Source organism: Pseudooceanicola aestuarii (genome assembly GCF_010614805.1).
Lineage (GTDB): Bacteria > Pseudomonadota > Alphaproteobacteria > Rhodobacterales > Rhodobacteraceae > Pseudooceanicola > Pseudooceanicola aestuarii.
The window spans coordinates 2,391,334-2,413,937 of sequence record NZ_JAAFZC010000001.1 but is presented as its reverse complement, the minus strand read 5'-3'; the positions used below and the strand labels follow the sequence as shown (position 1 = coordinate 2,413,937).

At 67.8% G+C, this 22,604-nt stretch carries 21 protein-coding genes; 16 read left to right on the top strand and 5 right to left on the bottom strand.

The features are described from left to right. Positions 1–13 precede the first annotated feature (13 nt). Positions 14–610, top strand: a complete 597-nt coding sequence (locus G5A46_RS11485; protein WP_163849520.1) for an SCO family protein — start codon at positions 14–16, stop codon at positions 608–610. A 70-nt stretch (positions 611–680) separates the two neighbouring features. Here the strand turns inward: G5A46_RS11485 and G5A46_RS11480 are convergent, their stop codons facing one another. Together G5A46_RS11480 and G5A46_RS11475 are read right to left on the bottom strand one after the other, a co-directional pair. Further along, positions 681–1,847 carry an amidohydrolase gene (locus G5A46_RS11480; RefSeq protein WP_163849519.1) on the bottom strand — a complete coding sequence of 389 codons (1,167 nt, stop codon included), beginning with the start codon at positions 1,845–1,847 and terminating at the stop codon, positions 681–683. 65 nt (positions 1,848–1,912) lie between these two features. Further along, positions 1,913–2,398: an Lrp/AsnC family transcriptional regulator gene (locus G5A46_RS11475; protein WP_163849518.1), complete on the bottom strand. Its 486-nt coding sequence runs from the start codon at positions 2,396–2,398 to the stop codon at positions 1,913–1,915. 95 nt (positions 2,399–2,493) lie between these two features. Between G5A46_RS11475 and G5A46_RS11470 the strand changes: the two genes are divergently transcribed. The 9 genes from G5A46_RS11470 to xylB all read left to right on the top strand — a co-directional run bounded on the left by G5A46_RS11470 (position 2,494) and on the right by xylB (position 13,347). Further along, positions 2,494–3,939: an aminotransferase class V-fold PLP-dependent enzyme gene (locus G5A46_RS11470; protein WP_163849517.1), complete on the top strand. Its 1,446-nt coding sequence runs from the start codon at positions 2,494–2,496 to the stop codon at positions 3,937–3,939. A 198-nt stretch (positions 3,940–4,137) separates the two neighbouring features. Next, a complete protein-coding gene (locus G5A46_RS11465) occupies positions 4,138–4,872 on the top strand; it encodes an HAD family hydrolase (RefSeq protein ID WP_163849516.1) in 735 nt (244 codons plus the stop codon). Further along, positions 4,869–5,825: a sugar-binding transcriptional regulator gene (locus tag G5A46_RS11460; protein WP_163849515.1), complete on the top strand. Its 957-nt coding sequence runs from the start codon at positions 4,869–4,871 to the stop codon at positions 5,823–5,825. Before G5A46_RS11465 ends, G5A46_RS11460 begins: the two co-directional genes overlap by 4 nt. Positions 5,826–5,989: 164 nt before the next feature. Further along, positions 5,990–7,297 (top strand): ABC transporter substrate-binding protein, encoded by a 1,308-nt coding sequence (locus tag G5A46_RS11455; protein ID WP_163849514.1) that lies wholly within the window; start codon positions 5,990–5,992, stop codon positions 7,295–7,297. 138 nt (positions 7,298–7,435) lie between these two features. After that, positions 7,436–8,302, top strand: coding sequence for a carbohydrate ABC transporter permease (locus tag G5A46_RS11450; protein ID WP_163849513.1), 867 nt, complete (start codon positions 7,436–7,438; stop codon positions 8,300–8,302). A gap of 14 nt (positions 8,303–8,316) precedes the next feature. Next, a complete protein-coding gene (locus G5A46_RS11445) occupies positions 8,317–9,147 on the top strand; it encodes a carbohydrate ABC transporter permease (protein WP_163849512.1) in 831 nt (276 codons plus the stop codon). A gap of 12 nt (positions 9,148–9,159) precedes the next feature. After that, positions 9,160–10,170 (top strand): ABC transporter ATP-binding protein, encoded by a 1,011-nt coding sequence (locus G5A46_RS11440; protein ID WP_163849511.1) that lies wholly within the window; start codon positions 9,160–9,162, stop codon positions 10,168–10,170. Between the two features lie 236 nt (positions 10,171–10,406). Continuing rightward, a complete protein-coding gene (locus tag G5A46_RS11435; RefSeq protein WP_239520777.1) occupies positions 10,407–11,873 on the top strand; it encodes a mannitol dehydrogenase family protein in 1,467 nt (488 codons plus the stop codon). Between the two features lie 19 nt (positions 11,874–11,892). Beyond that, positions 11,893–13,347: a xylulokinase gene (xylB, locus tag G5A46_RS11430; protein WP_239520776.1), complete on the top strand. Its 1,455-nt coding sequence runs from the start codon at positions 11,893–11,895 to the stop codon at positions 13,345–13,347. 255 nt (positions 13,348–13,602) lie between these two features. Here the strand turns inward: xylB and G5A46_RS11425 are convergent, their stop codons facing one another. Further along, a complete protein-coding gene (locus G5A46_RS11425) occupies positions 13,603–14,529 on the bottom strand; it encodes a carbohydrate kinase family protein (protein WP_163849508.1) in 927 nt (308 codons plus the stop codon). 212 nt (positions 14,530–14,741) lie between these two features. Here G5A46_RS11425 and G5A46_RS11420 point away from each other — a divergent pair, with 212 nt between their 5' ends. Then, positions 14,742–15,860: a THUMP domain-containing class I SAM-dependent RNA methyltransferase gene (locus tag G5A46_RS11420; RefSeq protein ID WP_163849507.1), complete on the top strand. Its 1,119-nt coding sequence runs from the start codon at positions 14,742–14,744 to the stop codon at positions 15,858–15,860. Between the two features lie 172 nt (positions 15,861–16,032). On the opposite strand, the gene pdxA is transcribed toward G5A46_RS11420, so the two are convergent. After that, positions 16,033–17,052, bottom strand: coding sequence for a 4-hydroxythreonine-4-phosphate dehydrogenase PdxA (gene pdxA, locus G5A46_RS11415; protein ID WP_239520775.1), 1,020 nt, complete (start codon positions 17,050–17,052; stop codon positions 16,033–16,035). 282 nt (positions 17,053–17,334) lie between these two features. Between pdxA and G5A46_RS11410 the strand changes: the two genes are divergently transcribed. From G5A46_RS11410 to G5A46_RS11400, 3 genes are all read left to right on the top strand, one after another. After that, entirely contained in the window at positions 17,335–18,534 is a 1,200-nt protein-coding gene (locus G5A46_RS11410) for a PRC-barrel domain-containing protein (RefSeq protein ID WP_239520774.1), read from the top strand. A 296-nt stretch (positions 18,535–18,830) separates the two neighbouring features. Next, positions 18,831–19,943, top strand: coding sequence for a Ppx/GppA phosphatase family protein (locus G5A46_RS11405; RefSeq protein WP_163849506.1), 1,113 nt, complete (start codon positions 18,831–18,833; stop codon positions 19,941–19,943). Between the two features lie 83 nt (positions 19,944–20,026). Then, positions 20,027–20,791: an RlmE family RNA methyltransferase gene (locus G5A46_RS11400; RefSeq protein ID WP_163849505.1), complete on the top strand. Its 765-nt coding sequence runs from the start codon at positions 20,027–20,029 to the stop codon at positions 20,789–20,791. Here G5A46_RS11400 and G5A46_RS11395 read toward each other — a convergent pair. Further along, positions 20,788–20,994: a hypothetical protein gene (locus tag G5A46_RS11395; RefSeq protein ID WP_163849504.1), complete on the bottom strand. Its 207-nt coding sequence runs from the start codon at positions 20,992–20,994 to the stop codon at positions 20,788–20,790. The two genes, G5A46_RS11400 and G5A46_RS11395, sit on opposite strands and share 4 nt — an antisense overlap. Before the next feature lie 278 nt (positions 20,995–21,272). Here G5A46_RS11395 and G5A46_RS11390 point away from each other — a divergent pair, with 278 nt between their 5' ends. Together G5A46_RS11390 and G5A46_RS11385 are read left to right on the top strand one after the other, a co-directional pair. Beyond that, positions 21,273–21,569, top strand: a complete 297-nt coding sequence (locus G5A46_RS11390; RefSeq protein WP_163849503.1) for a virulence factor — start codon at positions 21,273–21,275, stop codon at positions 21,567–21,569. A gap of 26 nt (positions 21,570–21,595) precedes the next feature. Continuing rightward, the gene (locus tag G5A46_RS11385) at positions 21,596–22,522 is read left to right on the top strand and encodes a methylenetetrahydrofolate reductase (protein WP_163849502.1); all 927 of its coding nucleotides are present in this window, start codon (positions 21,596–21,598) and stop codon (positions 22,520–22,522) included. Positions 22,523–22,604: the final 82 nt, after the last annotated feature.

The following is a 22,604-nucleotide window of genomic DNA, read 5'->3' as shown; positions in this document are numbered from 1 at the left end:
AGGAAGGCACCCGATGAAAATCACCCCGAAACTTCTGGCCATCGGTACGCTCTGGACCTTGGCCATCGCCGCGCTTCTCTGGGTCGGCTGGAGCCGGTTCATCGCACCCGGCTTCGAACGCAGCCTGGCGGACACGATCGGGCCGGGCGATTACCGGCTGGAGACGACAAGCGGCGGCACCTTCACACAGGCCTCTCTCCGCGAAGGCCCCTCGGCCGTGTTCTTCGGCTTCACCCATTGCCCCGAGGTCTGCCCGACCACCCTGGGTGACATTGCCACCTGGCAGGAGGAACTGGGCCCCGACAGCCCGCTGAACGTCTATTTCGTCACCGTCGATCCGCGCCGGGACGATATCGACACGCTGCGCGATTACGTCTCCTGGGTGGATGGGGTCGAGGGCGTCTCGGGCGACCCGGCCGAGGTTGACAAGGCGCTGAAGGCGTTTCGCATCTATGCCCGCGAAGTGCCCCTGGAAGGCGGCGACTATACGATGGACCATTCCGCCAACGTGCTGTTGTTCGACGAAGACGGCCGGTTCTTCGAGCCGATCGGCTACCAGGAGGACACCGACCGGGTGATGGCCAAGATAGAGCGGATGCTGGCCAGCTGATCGCGGTCAGCGCCCCCCCTTCCCTTCCCCACCATCAGGGCCGCACCTCCGGGCGCGGCCCTTTTTGACGTCAGCCGCGCAATTCCTGTTCCACCAGCGCGACCAGGTGGCAGGTGGCGATCGGGGTCAGGTCGTCGTTGTAATCATAAGCCGGGTTGTGGACCATCGGCCAATCCTGGCCCTCGGGTACCAGGCCGAAGTTCATGTAGGCGCCCGGCACCACCTCCAGCATGTAGGCGAAATCCTCTGCCGCCATGATCGGCGGCTCCTCGGGGCGGAAATCGGCCTCCGGCCCGGAGGACAGTGCCCGCGCCACCCGTGCGGCGGCGTCGGCGTCGTTGATCAGCGGCGGGTAGCCGCGGGTGTAGCTCACCTCGGCCTCCAGGTCGCGGCTCAGGGCGGTCGCGCGGGCCATGCGGGCGATCCCGGCCTCCAGCTGGTCCCGCTCCGCCGCAGCAAGGCAGCGCACGGTGCCGCCCAGCCAGCCGCTGCCGGCCAGCACGTTGTGCGTGGTCCCGACATGGATCTGCGTCACCGACAGCACGGCCGAGGCGAGGGCGCTGACCTCCCGCGCGACCAGCGATTGCAGGGAGACCGTCAGCTCTGCCAGGGCCAGCGCGCAATCGCGGGCGTGGTGCGGCAGGGCCGCATGGCCGCCGCGCCCGGTGAAGGTGACGGTGAATTCATCGGCCGAGGCCATGGCCGCACCCGGCCGCACCGTGGTCGCGCCCAGCGGCAGCAGCGGCGAATTGTGAAAGCCATAGACCCGCTGGCAGGGAAAGCGGTCGAACAGCCCGTCCTGCACCATGCGCAGACCGCCGCCCAGCCCCTCCTCCGCCGGTTGAAAGATCAGGTGGACGGTGCCGCTGAAATCAGCCGCTTCGGCCAGCGTTTCCGCCACGGCCAGCAAGGTGACGGTGTGCCCGTCATGGCCGCAGCCATGAAACACGCCGGGCACGGTGGAGGCATGGGGCAGGTTCGTCTGTTCGTCCATCGGCAGGGCGTCCATGTCGGCCCGCAGGCCGATGCTGGGGCCGTCCCCCCGGCGCAGGCGGCCCACCACGCCGGTGCCGCCGATCCCCTCGGTCACCTCCCAACCGGCGGCGCGCAGGCGGTCGGCGACCAGCCCTGCGGTACGGTGTTCCTGGAACCCCAGTTCGGGATGGGCGTGAAGGTCGCGCCGCCAATCGCGCCAGATCTCGGCGCGGCGGGCGATGAAATCGGTGGTCCGGGTCATCTGCTGCCTTTCAATGCGTCCGCCCAGTCTGCCCGGATCACGGCGCATCGCAAGGGGCGCGTGGCTCAGCGGACCAGGCGGGCCAAGGGCAGCGGACGATTGGTCAGGATCGGCTCCATCGCGAAATGGCCGGTGACGGTTTCGATGTCGAAGCCGTGGATCAGGGCCTGGTAGAACCGGTCATAGCCGGCCATGCCGTCGCAGACGGCCTTGATCATGTAGTCCCAGCTGCCGCCGATGCGGTGAAAATCCACCACCTCGGGCAGCGCCTCCACATGGGCGCGGAAATCGCGGGCCCAGTCGGCGGCGTGGTGACGGGTGCGGATCATCACGAAGACGGTCAGCTCCAGCCCGATGGCCGGCAGATCGATTTCGGCCCGGTTACCGCGCAGCACCCCGGCCTCCTGCAAGCGTTTCAACCGCCGCCAACAGGCGTTCTGCGACAGGCCGACGACCTCCGCCAGGTCACGTTGCGAGCGGCTGCCATCCTGTTGCAGCGCATCCAACAGCCGCAGATCAATCCGGTCCAGTTTCAGATCTTCCAGGGTCATATGATAGAATATCTCCTTTATCAAAGGTGTAAGAAGGTGAACATTCCCGCGCTCGGCGTGTCAATCTGCACCAACACACCGGCAGAGAGGATTCCATGGTCACGCCCCCCACCCCCGCGTTCTTTGACACGTTCGAGGCCGAGCTGGCCGCCGCCGGCCCCGAGGCCCTGCACGCGGGCGAAATCGGGCGCGGCATGACGATCGACGGGCCGTTCGGGCCGGTTCCCATGCTCTATGCCGATTTCGTCGCTTCGGGCCGCGCCTTCGAACAGCTGGAGGACCGGATGCGCACCATCCTGCCGTGGTATGCCAACAGCCATACCGAAGCCTCGGTCTGCGGCGCCACGATGACCAGCCTGCGCCGGGCCGCGCGCAGCTATATCGCCCGGCAGTTGGGGGCCGGGGCGGATCACGCGGTGATCTTTGCCGGCTCCGGCGCGACGGCGGGGATCAACCGTCTGCCGCATCTGCTGGGCTTTGCCGCTGCGCGGGCGGCGGGGCGGCGGGTGATCGTTCTGGTCGGCCCCTACGAGCATCATTCCAACCTGCTGCCCTGGCGCGAAAGCGGGGCGGAGGTACAGGAAATCCCCGAATGCCCTACCGGCGGCCCCTGCCCCGATGCGCTGCGCGCCGCACTGGACGTGGCCGGGCCCGATGCGCTGGTGCTGGGGGCGTTTTCGGCCGCCTCCAACGTCACCGGCGCCCTGACCGACGTGGCCGCGATCACCGCCATCCTGAAACAGGCGGGCGCCCTGTCGTTCTGGGATTACGCCGGGGGCGGACCGTACCTGCCCATCGCCATGACCCCCGCCCCGGGGGTGGAGATCGACGCCCTGGCCCTGTCACCGCACAAGTTCCCCGGCGGGCCTGGCGCCTCGGGGCTGTTGGCGATCCGGCGCGATGCGGTTCAGGGCGCGCGGCCCGCGACGCCGGGCGGCGGCACCGTCAGCTTTGTCTCGCCCTGGGGGCATGATTACGCCGCCAATGTCGAACAGCGGGAGGAAGCGGGCACGCCCAACGTGCTGGGCGACCTGCGCGCCGCGCTGGCGCTGGCGATGAAGGCCGCCCTTGGCGCCGCCTGGATTGCCGATCGCAACGCCGACCTTCTGGCGCGGGCGGAGACGGCGCTGGCCGCTGCGCCGGGGATCGCCGCGCTGCCCACGCCCCCCGGCGCGCGCCTGCCGATCCTGTCGTTCCGCGTGGCCGACGGGGCGGGCGGCTACCATCACCACCAGTTGGCGACGCGGTTGCTGTCGGATCTTTTCGGGGTGCAAGCCCGAGGCGGCTGTGCCTGTGCCGGGCCATACGTGCACCGGCTGTTCGGCATCGACGCCACCGAATCAGAGGCCCTGCGCCAGCGTCTGCACGCGGGCGAGGAGATGGCCAAACCCGGCTTCGTACGGCTGAACCTGTCCTACCTGCTGACCGACGCGGAGGCAGATCACGTCCTCAGGGCGATTCGCGCTCTGCCGGCAGCGCTGGCGGAGCACGGCGCCCGCTACCGCGCCGATCCGGCCCGCGCGGTCTTTGCCGCCGCGTAGATCAGGCCTCTGGATCCGCCGTCTGCCTGCCCCTTGGCGGACGGCGGTACGGTCGCACGGGCCGGGCCCTTTCACCGGGCGTGCGACCCTCGCCCCGATCTTCGCGACGGGGCCGGCGGCCCGACCTGACACGGGACCGGGGCTTCTCCGCCCGCGCGGTTTGCGCTAAGCCCTGCAAACAGCCGCAGGATGCAGCCCATGACCGACAGCCTTGATCCCGTTTCCGCCGCGCGGTTCGACCTCGTGATCTTTGATTGCGACGGCGTGCTGATCGACAGCGAGGTGATTTCCTCGCGGATGCTGATCGCGGCGCTGGCCGGTTACGGGGTAACGATCGACGGCGCCTATGTCGCGCGGCATTTCCTGGGCCGGTCCTACCCGGTGGTGCTGACCCGAATCCGCGATGAATTCGGCATCGACCTGCCGCCCGGTTTCGAGGCCGAGTACCGGGCCCGTCTGCTGGAGGCCTTCCGCTCGGAGTTGCGAATCATCCCCGGTGTGCGCGCCACGCTGGACGCGCTGGCGTTGCCGTTCTGCCTGGCGACGTCCTCCAGCCCCGGACGGCTGGCGCATTCGCTTGAGATCGTCGGGCTGACGGCTGATTTCCACGGCCGCAGCACCACGGCGGCGGAAGTCGCGCAGGGCAAGCCGGCGCCGGACCTGTTTCTGGCCGCCGCGCGAAAGGCCGGGGCCGATCCCGCCCGGTGCCTAGTGATCGAGGATTCGCAGGCCGGCATCCGGGCCGCGCGCGCCGCGGGGATGGAGGTCTGGCATTTCATCGGTGGCAGCCACCTGCGCGGGTTGGACCTGCCGCCCGATCCGCAGGTCCGGCCACACCGGCGGTTCGCACGCTTTGCCGAAATCTTCCAGATTGCCCCGGAACTGCGCCGATCGGATCGGCATTCTCTGCAACAACGGAACGTCGCGACATGACCCGCCATGGCCCCGAGGACAAGGACGTCTCTCCGCGTGATCTGGCGGCGCGGGCGGCGTGGATGTCCTTTGTCGGCGGGATGACCCAGGACCAGATCGCCCGCGACCTCGGGATTTCGCGGCAACGCGCGCAGCGGCTGGTGGCCCGCGCCACGGCCGAAGGGCTGGTGCGGGTGCGCGTCGACCATCCGATCGCCGCCTGCCTGGATCTGGAACGGCGATTGCGGGCGCGGTTCGACCTGCTCTCGGTCCGGGTCGCCCCCTCTGTCGGGGCGGAGGCCGAGGCCCTGCGCGCCCTGGCCCCCTTTGCCGCGCCGGAGCTGGAGCGGCTGTTTCACGACGGCGCCCGCGTGCTGGCCCTGGGCACCGGGCGGACCCTGCGCGCCGTGGTGGAGGAAATGCAGCCGCAGGAGGCGCCGGGGCTGAAGGTCGTGTCGTTGATCGGCAACGTGTCGCCCGATGGTTCCGCCTCCTTCTACGAGGTGATCATGCGGCTGGCGGACAAGACGGGCGCGGCGCATTACCCCATGTCCATCCCGGTCTTTGCCCGCAATGAAGCCGAGTACGCGCAATACCTTGCCCTGCCCCATGTCCGCGCTTCACGCGATCTCGCGCTGACCGCCGACATGGCGGTGGTGGGGATCGGGCAGATGACCGATGACGCGCCGCTGCATCAGGACGGGTTCCTGTCCGCCGCCGATCTGCGGGATCTTCAATCGCGCGGCGCGGCCGGAGAGATCTGCGGCCATATCTTCGATGATCAGGGCCGCTATCTGGACCATGTGATCAACCGGCGCATGGTCGGCATCCGCGTGCCCTTCGGCAGCGCGCCGGTGCTGTGCATCGCCGGCGGCAGCTCCAAGATCGGGCCGATGCGCGCCGCATTGCGCGGCCAGCTGATCCACCACCTGATCACCGACGAGCTGAGCGCCCGCGCCCTGCTCGACGGCTGACCCTCTCCCTTTACCGCTGGCTGATGGCAGGTCCGTTTCCGGGCCGGCCCATGCTGCGCCGCGGCGTCTTTTGCGTGGTGAAATCGCTTGACTCACTTCATGTGACGTGGTGAGCATATGCCCGAGAGGTGAGCATATGCTCAGGTCTCTATCGGGAGGATATCATGAACCAGACTTTCCGCGCCCTCATGGGCGCCACCGCCCTGACCGCGCTGTCCACCGCCGCGCAGGCAGAGACGATCACCATCGCTACCGTGAACAACGGCCAGATGATCCAGATGCAACGGCTGGCAGAGGATTTCACCGCCAAGCACCCGGACATCGAACTGGAATGGGTCACGCTGGAGGAAAACGTGCTGCGTCAGCGCGTGACCCAGGACATCGCCACCAAGGGCGGACAGTTCGACGTGATGACCATCGGCACCTACGAGGTTCCGATCTGGGGCGCACAGGACTGGCTGACCCCGCTGGACAACATGGGCGCGGATTACGACGTCGATGACATCCTGCCGGCGATGCGCGGCGGCCTGTCTGTGGACGGCACCCTGTATGCCGCGCCGTTCTACGGTGAAAGCTCCATGGTCATGTACCGTACCGACCTGATGGAAGCCGCCGGCATGGAGATGCCCGAAGCGCCCAGCTGGGAGTTCATCCGCGACGCCGCCGCTGCCATGACGGACCGCGACGCCGAACAATACGGCATCTGCCTGCGGGGCAAGGCCGGCTGGGGCGAGAACATGGCCTTTCTCTCCGCCATGGCCAACAGCTTTGGCGCGCGTTGGTTCGACGAGGATTGGCAGGCCCAGTTCGACACCGAGGAATGGAATACAACGCTGTCCTTCTACATGGACCTGATGACGAATTACGGTCCGCCGGGCGCCTCCACCAACGGGTTCAACGAGAACCTGTCGCTGTTCCAGCAGGGGAAATGCGGCATGTGGATCGACGCGACCGTCGCGGCGTCCTTCGTGACCAACCCCGATGACAGCACCGTGGCGGATCAGGTCGGCTTTGCCCTGGCGCCCGACAACGGGTTGGGTCCGCGCGGCAACTGGCTGTGGGCCTGGTCCCTGGCCGTGCCGGCCGGATCCGACGCGACCGATGCTGCCAAGACCTTCATCGCATGGGCCACCTCCAAGGAGTACCTGGCGCTGGTGGCAGAGAAGGAAGGCTGGGCCAACGTGCCGCCGGGCACCCGGACCTCGCTCTACGAGAACCCGGAATACCTGGAAGCGGCGCCGTTCGCGCAGATGACACTCCAATCCATCAACGCGGCCGATCCGACGCAACCAACCGTCGATCCCGTGCCCTATACCGGTGTGCAATTCGTGGCGATCCCCGAATTTGCCGGTATCGGCACCCAGGTGGGGCAGGAATTCTCTGCCGCGCTGGCCGGTCAGCAATCCGTGGACGAAGCGCTTGAAAAAGCGCAGGATCTGACCACGGACGAGATGGAGGCGGCGGGCTACTGACCCCTCCCCCTCCTTCCCGGATGGTGGTGCGCCGCTGTCCGGGTTGGCCCGACGTCTCCGGCGGGACGCCTGCGTCCCGCCCCCCTATTTCTCCGCGCCTCCCGCGCGACCCGCATTCACGCCAGACCGGAGGTCCAGATGGCCACCCAGCATTCCCGCAGCGCCGCCCGCCTGATGATGGCGCCCGCCGTGATCCTGCTTCTGGGGTGGATGCTCGTCCCGCTGGTGATGACGCTCTACTTCTCATTCATGGACTACCGCCCCTTGCGTGGCGTGGCCGAATGCTGCGTGGGGTTCAAGAATTACGAACGGTTCATCACCTCCTCGTCCTTCATGGATTCGGTACTGGTCACGCTGATCATGGTGGGCGGCATCCTGGCCATCACGGTGATCGGCGGCATCCTGCTGGCGCTGCTGCTGGATCAGCCGATGTGGGGTCAGGGGATCGTGCGGATCCTGGTGATCGCGCCGTTCTTCGTCATGCCGACCGTATCGGCGCTGGTGTGGAAGAACATGTTCATGGACCCGGTGAACGGCGTGCTGGCCCATGTCTGGCGGTTCTTCGGGGCGGTGCCCCATGACTGGCTGTCGCAATCGTCGTTGTTCTCCATCATCCTGATCGTCAGCTGGCAATGGCTGCCCTTTGCCACGCTGATCCTGCTGACCGCGATCCAGTCACTGGACAGTGAGCAGCTGGAAGCGTCGGAGATGGACGGCGCCAAGTTCCTGTCGCGGTTCTGGTACATCATCCTGCCGCATCTCAGCCGGGCGATCACCGTGGTGATTCTGATCCAGACGATTTTCCTGCTGTCGATCTTCGCCGAGATCTTCGTGACCACGCAGGGCAGCTTTGGCACCCGGACCCTGACCTACCTGATCTACCAGCGCGTGCTGGAAAGCCAGAACGTCGGCCTTGGCTCCGCCGGGGGGATCCTGGCTGTCATCCTGGCCAATATCATCGCCATCTTCCTGATGCGCATCGTCGGCAAGAACCTGGATACCTGAGGGAGAGACCGGACATGGCCCGCGCACAGACCCCCCGCCGCAAGCTGATCACCACCCTGGCCGCATGGACAGTGGGACTGCTGATCTTCTTTCCGATCCTCTGGACGATCCTGACCTCCTTCAAGACCGAAGCCGAGGCCATCGCCAGCCCGCCGTCCTTCCTGTTCTTCGATTGGACGCTGGAGAATTATTCCATCGTGCAGGAGCGGTCGGATTACGCCCGCTACCTGTGGAACTCGATCATCATCGCCGGCGGATCGACCTTGCTGGGCATCATCATCGCGGTGCCGGCAGCCTGGTCCATGGCTTTTGTGCCCGGACGCCGGACCAAGGATATCCTGATGTGGATGCTGTCGACCAAGATGCTGCCGGCGGTGGGGGTGCTGTACCCGATCTACCTGGTGATGATCCGCATGGGTGTGCTGGACACCAAGGGGGCGCTGATCGTCGTATTGATGTTGATCAACCTGCCGATCATCGTCTGGATGCTCTACACCTATTTCAAGGAAATCCCGGTGGAGATCCTGGAGGCCGCCCGCATGGACGGCGCCACCCTGCGGGAGGAAATCCTGCATGTGCTGACGCCCATGGCCGTGCCGGGCATCGCCTCCACCCTGCTGCTGAACATCATTCTGGCCTGGAACGAAGCTTTCTGGACGCTGAACCTGACGGCCGCCAAGGCGGCGCCGCTGACCGCGTTCATCGCCTCCTACTCCTCGCCCGAGGGGCTGTTTTACGCCAAACTTTCGGCCGCCTCGACCATGGCGATCGCGCCAATCCTCATCATGGGCTGGTTCAGCCAGAAACAACTCGTCCGGGGTTTGACCTTCGGCGCGGTCAAATAAGGAACCAAGATCATGGGACGCATCACACTTGACAAGGTAACCAAGAGCTTCGGCGACTTGCAGGTCATCCCGCCGCTGGACCTGACCATCGAGGACGGCGAGTTCGTGGTCTTCGTCGGCCCCTCGGGCTGCGGAAAATCCACCCTGCTGCGGCTGATCGCCGGGCTGGAGGACGTTTCCACCGGACAGATCCGCATCGATCGGGAGGACGCCACCATGCTGCCGCCGTCGCGGCGGAAACTTGCGATGGTGTTCCAGTCTTACGCGCTGTATCCGCATATGTCGGTGCGCAAGAACATCGCCTTTCCGCTGAAGATGGCGGGAATGGAGCGCGCCGAACAGGACCGCAGGGTGGAGGACGCCGCCAAGGTTCTGAACCTCACCGATTATCTTGACCGCCGTCCGGGCCAGCTGTCCGGCGGCCAGCGCCAGCGGGTCGCCATCGGGCGGGCCATCGTGCGTGAACCGGCGGCGTTCCTGTTCGATGAACCGCTGTCGAACCTTGACGCCGCGCTGCGCGTCGGCATGCGGCTGGAAATCTCCGAGCTGCACAAGCGGCTGGCGACCACAATGATCTACGTGACCCACGACCAGGTGGAGGCAATGACAATGGCAGACAAGATCGTCGTCCTGCGGGCAGGTGAAATCGAACAGGTCGGCAGCCCTCTGGACCTGTACCGCAACCCGCGCAACCGGTTCGTCGCCGGGTTTATCGGCTCGCCCACGATGAATTTCGTCGAAGGATCGGAGGCCGCGAAATACGGCGCCCATGCCATCGGCGTGCGGCCCGAACATATCACCGCCTCCCGGACCGAGATGCCGGGTGCCTGGCGCGGCGTGGTGGGCGTAGCCGAGCACCTAGGCTCCGACACGTTCCTGCATGTGCACGAGACCGGACTGGCCGAGACCATCACCTTCCGCGCCAACGGCGAATTCGAGGCCCGCCATGGCGACACCATCTGGCTCAGCCCCGATCCCGAGAAACTGCACAGGTTCGATGCGCAGGGACTGGCCCTGACCTGACGGCGGGCCGGGACGCAGCCCGCCGGGCCGAACCGACCGCCCCCCCCGGCCAGCCCCGCGCCACCACCACCGCCCCGCCGGTTCCGCGAACCGCCCCCCACCCCGCCGCATCCCCCCGCGGCGGGGGCCACGCCCTGTCTGCCCCGCAGACGGACCCGACGCCGTAGACCACCGCCCCGATGTCACGGGCCCCGCCGTCCCGCAGTCCTGACATCCCCGGCCCCCTGGATGGACCCATGACGCTTTCGACCGCGACCCTTGCAGATCTTCCCGACCGTATCGCCCGGCCCAATTACGACCGCGCCGCCCTGCGCCCCGGCATCGTCCATATCGGCCTGGGCAATTTTCACCGCGCCCACCAATCATGGTACCTGCATCGGCTGTTCCAGCAGGGCCATGACCACGATTGGGCCATCCTGGGCGCCGGGGTCCGGCCCTATGACGACGTGATGCGCGAACGGCTGCTGGCGCAGGATTGCCTGACCACCCTGATCGAGCTGGACCCCGCCGGCAGCGCCGCCGAGATCGTCGGCGCGATGATCGACTATGTGCCCATCGTCGAGGGCCAGGCGCCGCTGATCGCCGCCATGGCCGATCCGGCGATCCGCATCGTGTCGCTGACCGTGACCGAGGGCGGGTATTACATCGATCCGGTCACTGGCGGATTCGACGGGGATCACCCCGACATCCGCCACGACGCCGCTCATCCCGACCGGCCCCGCACTGCCTTTGGCGCCATGATCGCCGCGCTGCGGCTACGGCGGGATGCCGGTTCGGGGCCCTTCACCGGCCTCAGCTGCGACAATCTTCAGGGCAATGGCGATGTACTGAAACAGACGCTGCTGTCGCTGGCCCGCCTGTCCGATCCGACGCTGGCGGAATGGATCGCCACGCAGTGCAGCTTTCCCAATTCGATGGTCGATTGCATCGTCCCGGCCACCGGCCCCGCCGAACTGGCGCTGGCCCGCGACCTGGGCGTCGAAGACGCCTGTCCCGTCACCCACGAGAACTTCCGCCAATGGGTGATCGAGGATGATTTCTGCGCCGGGCGCCCCGCCTGGGAGCTGGCCGGCGCGACCTTTACCGACGACGTGCACGCCTACGAGACGATGAAGATCCGAATCCTGAACGGCGGCCATCAGGTCATCGCCGCGGCGGCGGAGATCCTGAACATTCCCACCATCGCGGGGGCCATGGCCTACTGCAAGCTGCGCGCCCTGTTTCGCAAGGTCGCGCTGGAGGAAATCGCCCCCCATGTCGCCCCGGTCCCCGGCACCAGCCCGGCGGATTACGTCGACCTGATCGAGGGGCGTTTCGCCAACCCGATGATCCGCGACACCACACGCCGCGTCGCCTTTGACGGATCGTCGCGCCATCCCGGCTTCATCCTGCCCTCGGTCCGCGACGGGCTCGCCGCCGGCACCCCGGTGGAAGGGCTGGCCCTCGTTTCCGCCGCCTGGGCGCGCTACTGCACCGGCTGGCGCGAGGACGGCACCGAGGTGGCGCCCAACGATCCATTCTGGACCGACCTCTCCGTTAGGGCTAACACGGCGGAGGAAAACCCGGCGGAATGGCTGGAGATGCGCCACATCTACGGCGATCTTGCCGATCAGCCGCGCTTTGCCACCGCGTTCGGCCGGTGGTTGGGCCTGATACATGCGCAGGGCATGGAGGCGGCGCTTGCGGCGTATCTCTCTGCCTGACGGCAAAGGGAGAGAGACGTTGAACACATATCTGGGCATCGACCTTGGAACTTCGGGCCTGCGCGCCCTGCTGGTGGATGGCGACAGCCGCCCCATCGGCGCCGCAGAGGCGCATTACACCAGCGACGCCCCCGCCCCCGGCTGGTCCGAACAGGATCCCGCCCGCTGGATCACCGCGCTGGACCAGGCGATCGACCAGCTGCGCGCCCGCCATCCCGAATTCGCCGCCCTGCGCGGCATCGGGGTGGCCGGGCACATGCATGGTGCCACCCTTCTGGACAGCGCCGACGAGGTGCTGCGCCCCTGCATCCTGTGGAACGACACCCGCGCCCATGCCGAAGCCGCCAGCCTGGACAGCGCCGAACGGGTGCGCGACCTGTCGGGCAACATCGTCTTTCCCGGCTTTACCGCACCCAAGCTGGCCTGGGTCGCCACCCATGAGCCGGCGATTTTCGAGCGCGTGGCGCGGGTGCTGTTGCCCGCCGCCTATCTGAACCTGCACCTGACCGGACAGCATGTCTGCGACATGTCCGATGCCGCCGGCACAGCCTGGCTGGATGTCGGTGGGCGGGACTGGTCCGGGGATCTGCTGGCTGCCGGCGGTATGCGCCGCGATCAGATGCCTGCCCTGGTGGAAGGCGCCGCCCCCGCCGGTACCCTGCGCCCCGAACTGGCCGCGCGGTGGGGGCTGAAGGACACGGTGACCGTGGCTGGCGGCGCGGGCGACAATGCCGCCGCCGCCTGCGGGATCGGCGCGCTGGCCGAAGGTGCGGGCTTTGTCTCTCTCGGGACATCGGGCGTGTTGCTGGCGGCACGCGACGGCTATGCCCCGGCGCCCGCGACGGCTGTGCATACCTTCTGCCACGCGGTGCCGGGGCGCTGGTACCAGATGGGCGTGATGCTGTCGGCCACCGACAGCCTGAACTGGCTGGCCAGGATCACCGGCCAGTCCCCCGCGCAGCTGACCGCCGGGCTGGACGAACGGCTGGAGGCCCCCGGCCCGGTGCGGTTCCTGCCCTACCTGTCGGGCGAACGGACTCCGCATAACGACGCCGCGATCCGGGGCGCGCTGACCGGGCTGGGCATCGCCACCGACCGCGCCGCCGTAACGCGCGCCATCCTGGAGGGCGTGGCCCTTGGCCTGCGCGATTCCGCTGAGGCGCTGAAAGCCACCGGCGCGCGAATGGACCGGCTGTTCGCCATCGGCGGCGGCGCGGCCTCGCGCTATTGGGTGAAACTTCTGGCCACGGTGCTGGACCTGCCCCTGCACCTGCCTGCGGGCGGCGAGTTCGGCGCCGCCCTGGGCGCGGCGCGGCTGGGCCTGTGTGCCGCCACGGGCGCGGCGCCCGAAGACGTCATGACCCCGCCTGACACCGGCGAGGTGATCGAGCCGGTGACCGAGATGGTCCCCGTCTTTGACGCCGAATATGCCCGGTTCCGCGCCGCCTATCCCCTGATTCGCCAGGCCCAGTAGCGCCGCGCCCGGCGGCCCGCTGCCTTGGGGGGACCGGAGCGCCGGGCCGGGCTGGTCGCTGCCGGCGCGGCTGGTCGCTGCCGGCGCCGGGCGCGGCGGGCGGGATTGGCGACTGGTCGCTGGCGGGCGTCTGTCCAACCCTTTCCGCTTGCGAGGCGGTGTTGGTCCGGGCGTTGGATGTCGGGCCGCGCGGAGCGTCCCGACAGGTCCGGCAGCCTCTCCCGCCTGGCCCTGCCTTTCCCATCTTCGCCCTGTTCAGTCCAACTCCGCTGCCCAGGGCGGATTGGCCCCGGCGCGCGACACAGTGATCGCGGCCACCCGCGCACCCAGGGTCAGCGCCTCTGCCAGGTGGTCCTGCGACAGGCTGGCAATGCCCTGAGGCGACAGGCCGCCGCGCCGGTCCAGCGCGTGCAGCAGGCCGGAATTGAACGTATCGCCCGCGCCCACGGTATCGACCACCTCAACCCTTGGAGCAGGCACGGTGACCTGCCCGCCACTGCGCATGTAGCCGGTCGCGCCCTGCGCGCCGCGTGTCACGATGATCAGCGCCGGGCCGGACGCCTGCATCCGGGAGACCCGCGTCGCTTCGCTGCCGTCGGGGTCCAGCCAGGCCAGATCCTCGTCCGAGATCTTGACGATATCGGCCCGCGCCACCATCCGGGCCATCCGGTCCCGGAACCGCGTCGGATCCCGGATGAAATCGGGGCGGATGTTGGGGTCCAGCATGACGGCGCGGCCTGCGCCCTCTGCCGCCTGCAACGTGGCGTAGGTCTCTGCCCCCGGCTCGCAAGCCAGCGAAATGCCCCCGAAATAAAGCGCGCTGACCGACTCCCCCACGGTGGGCAGGTCGGCGGGCGCGATCATGCGGCCGGCGGAATTCTCGTCCATGAAATGGTAGCGGGCCTGGCCGTCGGTCAGCGTGACAAAGGCCAGCGTGGTCGGCCGGTCCGACAGGATCACGTGATCCCCCTCCACGCCCGAGGCCGCCAGTTCCGCCCGCAGCTGATCGCCGAACATATCGCGCGACACGCCCGACAGGAACCCGACCCCATTGCCCAGCCGCCCCAGTCCGATGGCGGTGTTGAACACCGATCCGCCCGCATGTGGCGCATAGGCGATGCCCCCGCCCGGCAGGGTCCGGGGCAGCATGTCGATCAGGGCTTCGCCACAGCAGAGGATCATCGGGGCACCTTTTTCGGCAGGGATGTTACCGCTCACATTCGCAGCCCGCGAAGGCGAAGTCCAGTACCCGCCCCCGCCTCCGTCGGCACGGACGGCGACTTGGGCCGGCAGGTGGCGCCGCAGACCCAGACCAGCGGGCGGCCCGCGCCCCGCACCGGCATTTGCGGCTGTTTGCCCTTACCCCGCCCCGTCAAACCGGCTATGTGCCCGGGATGCAGAATGACCCGTTCGAGATTTTCCTGACCGCTCCGCCGGGGCTGGAGTCCACCCTGGCCGAGGAGGTCGCGGCGCTGGACCTTGGTCCCGCCGACACCGTGCCCGGCGGCGTCACGATCCGGGGCGGCTGGGCGCAGGTCTGGCAGGCCAACCATGCCCTGCGCGGCGCCACTCGGGTGTTGATGCGGCTGGGCGGGTTTCGGGTGTTCCACCTGGCGCAGCTGGACAAGAGATCGCGGAAATTCCCCTGGGCCGACGTGCTGCGCCCCGACGTGCCGCTGAAAATTGAGACGACATCGCGCAAGTCCAAGGTCTACCACGCCCGCGCCGCGACCGACCGCATTGCCCGCGCCATCACCGAGGAGCTGGGCGCGCCCGTCGCCGATGATGCCCCCCTGCGCCTGATGGCCCGGATCGAGGATGATTACGTCACCTTTTCGCTCGATACCTCGGGGGAGCCGCTGCACAAGCGCGGCCACAAGCAGGCGGTGGGCAAGGCGCCGATGCGCGAAAGCCTGGCGGCGCTGTTCCTGCGCCAATGCGGCTATGACGGGCGCGAGCCGGTGCTGGATCCGATGTGCGGCTCCGGCACCTTCCCGATCGAGGCGGCGGAGATCGCCGCCGGGTTGCGGCCCGGCCGGTCGCGCAGCTTTGCCTACAAATTGCTGGCCGGATATGACGCCGCCGCGCGCGATGCCGCGCTGGCGGCGCTGCCGGTTCCGATTGCCATGCCGGAGCTGCTGTTCCACGGATCGGATCGGGACGCGGGGGCGGTGACCTCGGCGCTGGCCAATGCGGAGCGGGCCGGGGTGGCCGGGCAGACCCGGTTCGTCCAGACCTCCGTCGGAGATCTGGTCCGGCCGGAGGGACCGCCGGGACTGGTCATGGTGAACCCGCCCTATGGTGGTCGCATCGGCAACAAGAAGCTGCTGTTCGCCCTGCACGGCACCCTGGGCGCGCGGCTGAAGGACCAGTTCAGCGGCTGGCGCGTCGGCATCATCACCAACGAGCCGCAATTGGCTCATGCCACCGGCCTGCCCTTTGTCCCCTCCGGGCCGCCGATCCCCCATGGCGGGCTGAAGGTGAAGCTTTACCGGACCGATCCCCTGCCCTGAGCCGACCAGCCCGCGCGCGCCCTGCCCGCCGCGAACCGGACGGGATGATCGTCCGCCCGAAGGCATGTGCAAATCGCCGGGCCAGTCCCGCGCGGAACCGTCCGTCGGGCTGCAAGCCGCTGTGCCCAATCCGGGCGAGGCGGCGCCCGCAGAATGCCCCCGGTGGCTGCCGTCAGGCGTCCTCCAGGGGCAGCCGGGCCTCCCAAAGGCGCCGCGCCTGGGTCAGCGCCGCGATCATGGAGGCAGGATCGGCGATCCCCCGGCCCGCGATGTCGAAGGCGGTGCCGTGATCCGGCGAGGTGCGGATGAAGGGCAGGCCAAGGGTCACGTTCACCCCGTTTTCCAGGCCCAGATACTTGACCGGGATCAGCCCCTGGTCGTGATATTGCGCCACCACGACGTCGAACTTCCCCTGCCGCGCCTGCATGAAGACGGTATCGCCGGGCCAGGGGCCGCTGGCGTCGATCCCCTCCGCACGGGCCGCGGCGATGGCGGGGGCGATGATCTCGATTTCCTCGCGACCGAACAGCCCGCCCTCTCCGGCATGGGGGTTCAGCCCGGCCACCGCCACGCGCGGCGCGGCCACGCCAAACGCCCGGCACCCGGCCTCGGCCAGCCGGATGGCGCGCATCTGGGCGTCGAAATCCGCCTGTTCGATCGCCGCCCGCAGCGAGACATGGATCGTCACCAGGACCGTGCGCAGATCGTCATTGGCCAGCATCATCGCCACCCTGGCCCCGCCCGCGTGATGGGCCAGCATTTCCGTGTGACCGGGAAAAGGCACGTTGGCAGCCGACAACGCCTCCTTGTGGATGGGCGCGGTCACGATGCCGGCCACCCGGTCCTGCAAGGCCAGCGCGATGGCGGCGCGGATGGCATCATGGGCGGCCTGTCCGGCGCTGGCGCTGACCGCGCCATAGGCGGGCGGCGGGCCGTCGGGGGCGATGTCCAGCAGGTGCAGATCGGTCCCTGTCCGGGACTCGGGCGTTTCGACGACGGCGATCCGCGCGCCCGGCGCCACCAGGTCGCGCGCCCGTTCCGCCACGGCCCGCTGACCGATCAGCAGGCAGGGCGGCGCGTCGGGGCGCAACACGGCGCGCAGGGCGATTTCGGGGCCGATCCCGGCGGGATCGCCCAGGGTGACGGCCAGGGGCGGCATCGGCAGGTCGGGACGGTGCTGGGGCTGTATCATGGCGCCACCTTAATCCCGCCGGGGCCGGACGCCACCCCCCCTCTCTCTTTCGTGCAGCGCCCCCACCGTCGGACGCCAGGATTGCCCCGGGATCACAGCGTCCGCGCGAACGCGAACACCGGGTCGAAAGTTCCCGCCTCTCGCCGAAAAATTCCTGTGAGCGGAGCCGGAACCTCAGCCGCCTTTCGCCTGTTGCTCCCTCATACAAGCGGCGCCTTGCCGCCGCAGAATACACCGCGCGGTCTTCGCGACCGCACAACGGAAAGGATCGGAGCTTCAGTCATGAAAAAGCTGCTTCTTACAACCGCATTGGTCACCGCCAGCATCGCCGGCGCCCCCGCCATCGCTCAGGACACCCAGACCCCGTTTGTCGGCCAGGCCGAACAGCAGATGGTCCGGGCTTCGGACTTCATCGGCATGCGCGTCTACGCCGCCGAGCAGGCCAATGACGCGGCCGAGGTCGACGGTGCCTCCCAGGATTGGGAAGACATCGGCGAGATCAACGACGTGATCATGGACCGCGACGGCAACGTGCAGACCGTGCTGGTCGATATCGGTGGCTTCCTGGGCATCGGTGAGCGCCAGGTCGGCATCACCCTGTCGGAGATCGAGTTCAAGTCCGATGCCTCTACCGGCGATGACGACAACGATTTCTTCCTGGTCGTGAACGCGTCTGCCGATCAGCTGGAGAACGCACCGGAATTCAACATGGATGAGCGCGCAGCCAATGCCGGCGACACCATGGAGACCGAGGCGCGCGACACCGCCGCCGCCACCGGTGCCGCCATGGACGAGGCTGCCGACGACGTCGAGCGCACCGCCGAAAACCTGGGCAATGCCGCCGAGGATGGCGCCGAGGCCGCAGGCCAGGCCATGGAAGACACGGCCGCCGCCGCTGGTGAGGAACTGGAAGAGGCCGGTGACGAGATCGCCGCCGAAACCAATGCCACCGATACCGAGGCAGAGCTGGACGAGATGGCTGAATCCACGACCGAGGCCCCGGCCGAGGACGCGCAGATCGAAGCCAATGCCGAGGCGACGGCCACGACCGATGCCGACGGTGAAGGCGACGCCATGGCCGACGCACAGGTCGAGGACGGTGAAACGCAAGCCACCGACACCGACATGGCCGCGACCACCGCGACCGAGGAGCCGGCCGATACCGAAACGATGAGCCGTGACGGCTTTGCCGCCGCCGAGATGGAACAACTGACCGCCGAAGACCTGGAAGGCGCGCGCGTCTATGACAGCAACGACGAATGGATCGGCGAAATCTCCGAACTGGTGCTGACCAGCGACGGCCAGATCCAGGACGCCGTGATCGACGTGGGTGGTTTCCTGGGCATTGGCGAGAAGCCGGTGGCCCTGGCCCTGGACGATCTGGACATCCTGCGCCAGGACGGTGGTGACGAAGTGGTCGTCTACCTCGCCATGGCCGAGGACGAACTGAAGTCCATGCCCGAATACGAGCCCGCCGAGTAATCGGCCACGCTTTTGATATGCAGGACTTTGGACTGCATGACCTGATTGGGGGCCCGCGCCTGGCGCGGGCCCTTTTCCGTGCGGTCTCGCGCAAAGATGCCGCGCAGTTGTGCATTGCCGAACCCGGAGGCGGGCCCCGGTGCTGCCCTGTCGCCGGCCCATGATTTCAAGGCCCCCCCGCGCGCGCCGCCAGGCCCTGCCACTTCTCGCCAACCGTCGCGCGGCACCCGCCGCATGCTTGCCTATCCGGTGGCAAGCGGCTACCCTGAACTCAACTCGAAATGGAGGGCGCAACCATGGCGCCCAGGCGTCCCAAGGGTGCGGGCGCGTTCCCGAAACCGGTGGCAACCCCCGCGCCGAAACTGCCCGATCCATCGGAGCTTTATGCTGCGCTGGACCTGGGCACCAATTCCTGCCGCATGTTGATTGCCCAGCCAAAGGGCAGTCAGTTTCATGTGGTCGACAGCTTCTCCAAATCCGTGCAACTGGGCGCGGGTCTGGAACGTTCCGGCCGGTTAAGCCGGGCGTCGATGACGCGCACCGTTCAGGCCTTGCGCATCTGTCAGCAGAAGCTGCGCCGCCACAACGTCAAACGCATGCGCCTGGTCGCGACGGAGGCCTGCCGCCGCGCGACCAATGCCGATGCCTTCATCCGGGAGGTGGAGCGGGAAACCGCTCTGAAGCTGGAGATCATTCAACCGGAAGAAGAAGCCCGGCTGGCCGTGATTTCCTGCGCGCCGCTTGTCTCCACCAAGACGGAGCAATTGCTGGTGGTCGATATCGGCGGCGGCTCCACCGAATTGGTGTGGATCGACATCTCCTCTGTGCCCAAGCGTGACCGGCCCAAGGCGATCATGCGGCTGCACGCCGGGTTCCACCCGACCGAAAGCCCCTTTCCCGCCGCCAAGGTCGTCGACTGGATCTCCGTCCCGCTGGGTGTGGCCACCCTGCGCGACCAGTTCCGCGACGTCGAGGACGACAGCGCCCGGTTCGCGCTGATGTCGTGGTTTTTCGAGGAAAGCCTTGAGGAATTCGCGCCCTACAAGGACGAACAGGCCCGCGACGGATTCCAGATCGTCGGCACCTCCGGCACGGTCACCACGGTCGCGGCCTCGCATCTGGGGTTGAAACGCTATGACCGGACCAAGGTTGACGGGTTGCGCATGACCTCGGACCAGATCGACCGGGTGATCCGCTCCTACCTGACGATGGGGCCGGTGGGACGGCGGCGTGATCCGCGCATCGGACAGGACCGGCAGGCGCTGATCATGTCGGGTGCCGCGATCCTGCAAGCCCTGCTGCGCTGCTGGCCGACGGATCGGCTGTCAGTCGCGGATCGCGGCCTGCGGGAGGGGCTTCTTTATGCGCAGATGAGCGCGGATGGCGTGCTGGAAGACGTGCCGTTCTGAACCGTCGCGGGGTGTGCGGGGCTTTGCAACCGGCCCCGCCGCCTGTATGCCCCCGAGATACAGCGGGACCGGAAGGTGTGATCATGGCGAAGAAACCGGGTAGCAAGAATACCTCCGGGCGTGGACAGCGCGATCTGACCGTCAAGGTCAAGACCGCCCGCGGGCGCAAGCTGTCCTCCACCCGCTGGCTGCAACGGCAGTTGAACGATCCCTATGTGATGCGCGCCAAGGCCGAAGGTTTCCGGGGTCGCGCCGCGTTCAAGATCATGGAGCTGGACGACAAGTTCCGCTTTCTCGTGCCCGGCGCGCGGGTGGTCGATCTGGGCTGCGCGCCCGGCGGCTGGATTCAGGTGGCCGTGCCGCGCATCAACTCGCTGGGCGAAAAGAAGGGCAAGGCGCAGGGCCGGATCATCGGCGTCGATTTGCAGGAGGTCGATCCGATCCCCGGCGCCGAGGTGCACCAGTTGGATTTCATGGCCGACGGCGCCGATGACCAGGTGAAGGCCTGGCTGGGCGGGCGTGCGGATGTGGTGATGTCGGACATGGCCGCGTCGTCTTCGGGGCACAAGCAGACCGACCACCTGCGCATCATCTCCCTGTGCGAGGCCGCCGCCTACCTCGCCTTCGACGTGCTGGACGAGGGCGGCACATTTGTCGCCAAGGTTCTGGCAGGGGGCGCGGAGGGGGAATTGCAGAAGCTGCTGAAGCAGAAATTCACCAAGGTGGCGAATGTGAAACCGCCAGCCTCCCGTTCGGACAGTTCGGAGAAATTCGTGGTGGCCACCGGCTTTCGCGGGGCTGAGGACGCGCCGGGCGAGGATTTCGACAACGAGGCGCAGCCGCTTTAACCCGGACGCGGCTCGCGCGGATCTTCTGTCCGGCGGCGTGCAGTCCGAAGGGAGCGGTACAGGAAATCCTGCACCGGATCGGCCCAGATGCCGGGAGTCGGCGACAGGAGTTCCGCCCGCGCCATCGCCTGTTGCTGGGCGTTCTCGCGACGTTGCAGCAATTCGGCGATCGCCTCTTTCTGCGATTTGGATGTCTGTGTCATGGCGCTAACGGCTCTGCTTGCAGTGTCGGCCCGCGCTTTGGCGCAGACCGAATCCCCCCGGATCGCCCCAGTCTAGCCGCACCGCGTGTCTCAAACGCGGCCAAAGACAGGCAATGTCCCGAAATTACGCAGGGCGTGACGCCGCAGCACCATATGGGGGGCTTGCCGAAGCACCCCGGTGCGGGCAAAGGTCGCCACCCTGCGCAAAGGTGTCGAAAACGGACCTTTGCTCCCAGTACAAACCGCGTATCACGATTCCCAAGCGAGAGGACTTTCCCATGCCCGACGTCACCATTGTCTACTGGCGCGACATTCCCGCCCAGGTGATCGTCGGCAAGGGGCGGCGCGCGGCCAAGGCCGTGCTGCCCGAACGCTTTGAACAGGCGATCGACCGGGCCGCGATGAAGACGGGCGACACGGAGACCGACGCCTACCTCGCCGAATGGCGCAAGGGCACGCCCTTTGCCGTCGAGGGTGAGGCACAGGAGATCGCCGCGCGGGAAATCGCGCGGCTGGACGCGGAATATGATCGGGACCGCCTCAAAGCCCTGATCGCCAACGACGGGCGCGACTGACGCTCGCACCAACACCGGAGGCAGCCATGGGCCTGCTGCAATTCAAGCGCCGCGATGCAACCGCCCCTGCCGCCGGATCCGGCACCACAATGGCAGGCTACTCGATCGAGGTGATGCCCCGCACCGCCGCCAAGGTCGAGGATTTCCGCACCCTCCTGCCCCGTGGCACCCGTGTCTACATCGCCCATATCGACGGCACGCCCATCGACGACATGATCGCCACAGCCCGCCGCATCGCGGAACAGGGCTTCGAGGTCATGCCCCATTTCCCCGCCCGGTCGATCCCGAATGCCGCCACGCTGGGCGATTGGATCGCCCGCTATCAGGGGGAGGCCGGCGTGGATCAGGCGCTTCTGCTTGCCGGCGGGATTGCCGAACCGGCGGGCGATTTCCATTCCTCCATGCAAATGATCGAAACCGGGCTGTTCGACCGCGCCGGGTTCCGCCGCCTGCATGTCGCCGGTCACCCCGAAGGCAACCGTGACATCGACCCCGACGGCGGCGACGCCCTGGTCATGGAGGCGCTGCACTGGAAACAGGCGATGGCCAATCGCAGCGACGCGCAGATGGCGATTGCCACGCAATTCGCCTTTGACGCGGCGCCGGTGCTGGATTGGGCGACCCGGTTGCGCGCCGAAGGGATCGACCTGCCGATCCACCTGGGCATCGCGGGCCCGGCGAAATTGCAGACGTTGATCCGGTTCGCCATAGCCTGCGGCGTCGGCCCGTCGCTGAAAGTGCTGCAAAAACGCGCCATGGACGTGACGAAGCTGCTGCTGCCCTATGACCCGACGGAGGTTCTGGACGATCTGGCCGCCGCCGGGGCCGTGGGTCCGGGGCAATTGTTCGAACAGTTGCACATGTTCCCTTTAGGCGGCATCGCGGCCACCGCGCGCTACGCGATCGAGCATGGCGGCGCCGCGACGCAGCCCGCCGCCGCCGCCAGCGGCTGACCCGATCCGGCTGACGTATCCGGGGGCGCCGCCCCACGCCCCTTGCCCCCGGCTCATTTGCAGGGCCGCGCCAGACCGGCTA

Excerpts from the sequence above, each read along its gene's own strand:
- G5A46_RS11385 (WP_163849502.1), top strand. The coding sequence starts at position 21,596 with ATGGGCCTGCTGCAATTCAAGCGCCGCGATGCAACCGCCCCTGCCGCC.
- G5A46_RS11440 (WP_163849511.1), top strand. The coding sequence starts at position 9,160 with ATGGGACGCATCACACTTGACAAGGTAACCAAGAGCTTCGGCGACTTG.
- G5A46_RS11480 (WP_163849519.1), bottom strand. The coding sequence starts at position 1,847 with ATGACCCGGACCACCGATTTCATCGCCCGCCGCGCCGAGATCTGGCGC.
- G5A46_RS11450 (WP_163849513.1), top strand. The coding sequence starts at position 7,436 with ATGGCCACCCAGCATTCCCGCAGCGCCGCCCGCCTGATGATGGCGCCC.
- G5A46_RS11475 (WP_163849518.1), bottom strand. The coding sequence starts at position 2,398 with ATGACCCTGGAAGATCTGAAACTGGACCGGATTGATCTGCGGCTGTTG.
- G5A46_RS11395 (WP_163849504.1), bottom strand. The coding sequence starts at position 20,994 with ATGACACAGACATCCAAATCGCAGAAAGAGGCGATCGCCGAATTGCTG.
- G5A46_RS11405 (WP_163849506.1), top strand. The coding sequence starts at position 18,831 with ATGGCGCCCAGGCGTCCCAAGGGTGCGGGCGCGTTCCCGAAACCGGTG.
- G5A46_RS11425 (WP_163849508.1), bottom strand. The coding sequence starts at position 14,529 with ATGATCCTCTGCTGTGGCGAAGCCCTGATCGACATGCTGCCCCGGACC.
- G5A46_RS11445 (WP_163849512.1), top strand. The coding sequence starts at position 8,317 with ATGGCCCGCGCACAGACCCCCCGCCGCAAGCTGATCACCACCCTGGCC.
- G5A46_RS11435 (WP_239520777.1), top strand. The coding sequence starts at position 10,407 with ATGACGCTTTCGACCGCGACCCTTGCAGATCTTCCCGACCGTATCGCC.
- G5A46_RS11390 (WP_163849503.1), top strand. The coding sequence starts at position 21,273 with ATGCCCGACGTCACCATTGTCTACTGGCGCGACATTCCCGCCCAGGTG.
- G5A46_RS11455 (WP_163849514.1), top strand. The coding sequence starts at position 5,990 with ATGAACCAGACTTTCCGCGCCCTCATGGGCGCCACCGCCCTGACCGCG.
- pdxA (WP_239520775.1), bottom strand. The coding sequence starts at position 17,052 with ATGATACAGCCCCAGCACCGTCCCGACCTGCCGATGCCGCCCCTGGCC.
- G5A46_RS11485 (WP_163849520.1), top strand. The coding sequence starts at position 14 with ATGAAAATCACCCCGAAACTTCTGGCCATCGGTACGCTCTGGACCTTG.
- G5A46_RS11420 (WP_163849507.1), top strand. The coding sequence starts at position 14,742 with ATGCAGAATGACCCGTTCGAGATTTTCCTGACCGCTCCGCCGGGGCTG.
- G5A46_RS11465 (WP_163849516.1), top strand. The coding sequence starts at position 4,138 with ATGACCGACAGCCTTGATCCCGTTTCCGCCGCGCGGTTCGACCTCGTG.
- G5A46_RS11400 (WP_163849505.1), top strand. The coding sequence starts at position 20,027 with ATGGCGAAGAAACCGGGTAGCAAGAATACCTCCGGGCGTGGACAGCGC.
- G5A46_RS11470 (WP_163849517.1), top strand. The coding sequence starts at position 2,494 with ATGGTCACGCCCCCCACCCCCGCGTTCTTTGACACGTTCGAGGCCGAG.
- G5A46_RS11460 (WP_163849515.1), top strand. The coding sequence starts at position 4,869 with ATGACCCGCCATGGCCCCGAGGACAAGGACGTCTCTCCGCGTGATCTG.
- G5A46_RS11410 (WP_239520774.1), top strand. The coding sequence starts at position 17,335 with ATGAAAAAGCTGCTTCTTACAACCGCATTGGTCACCGCCAGCATCGCC.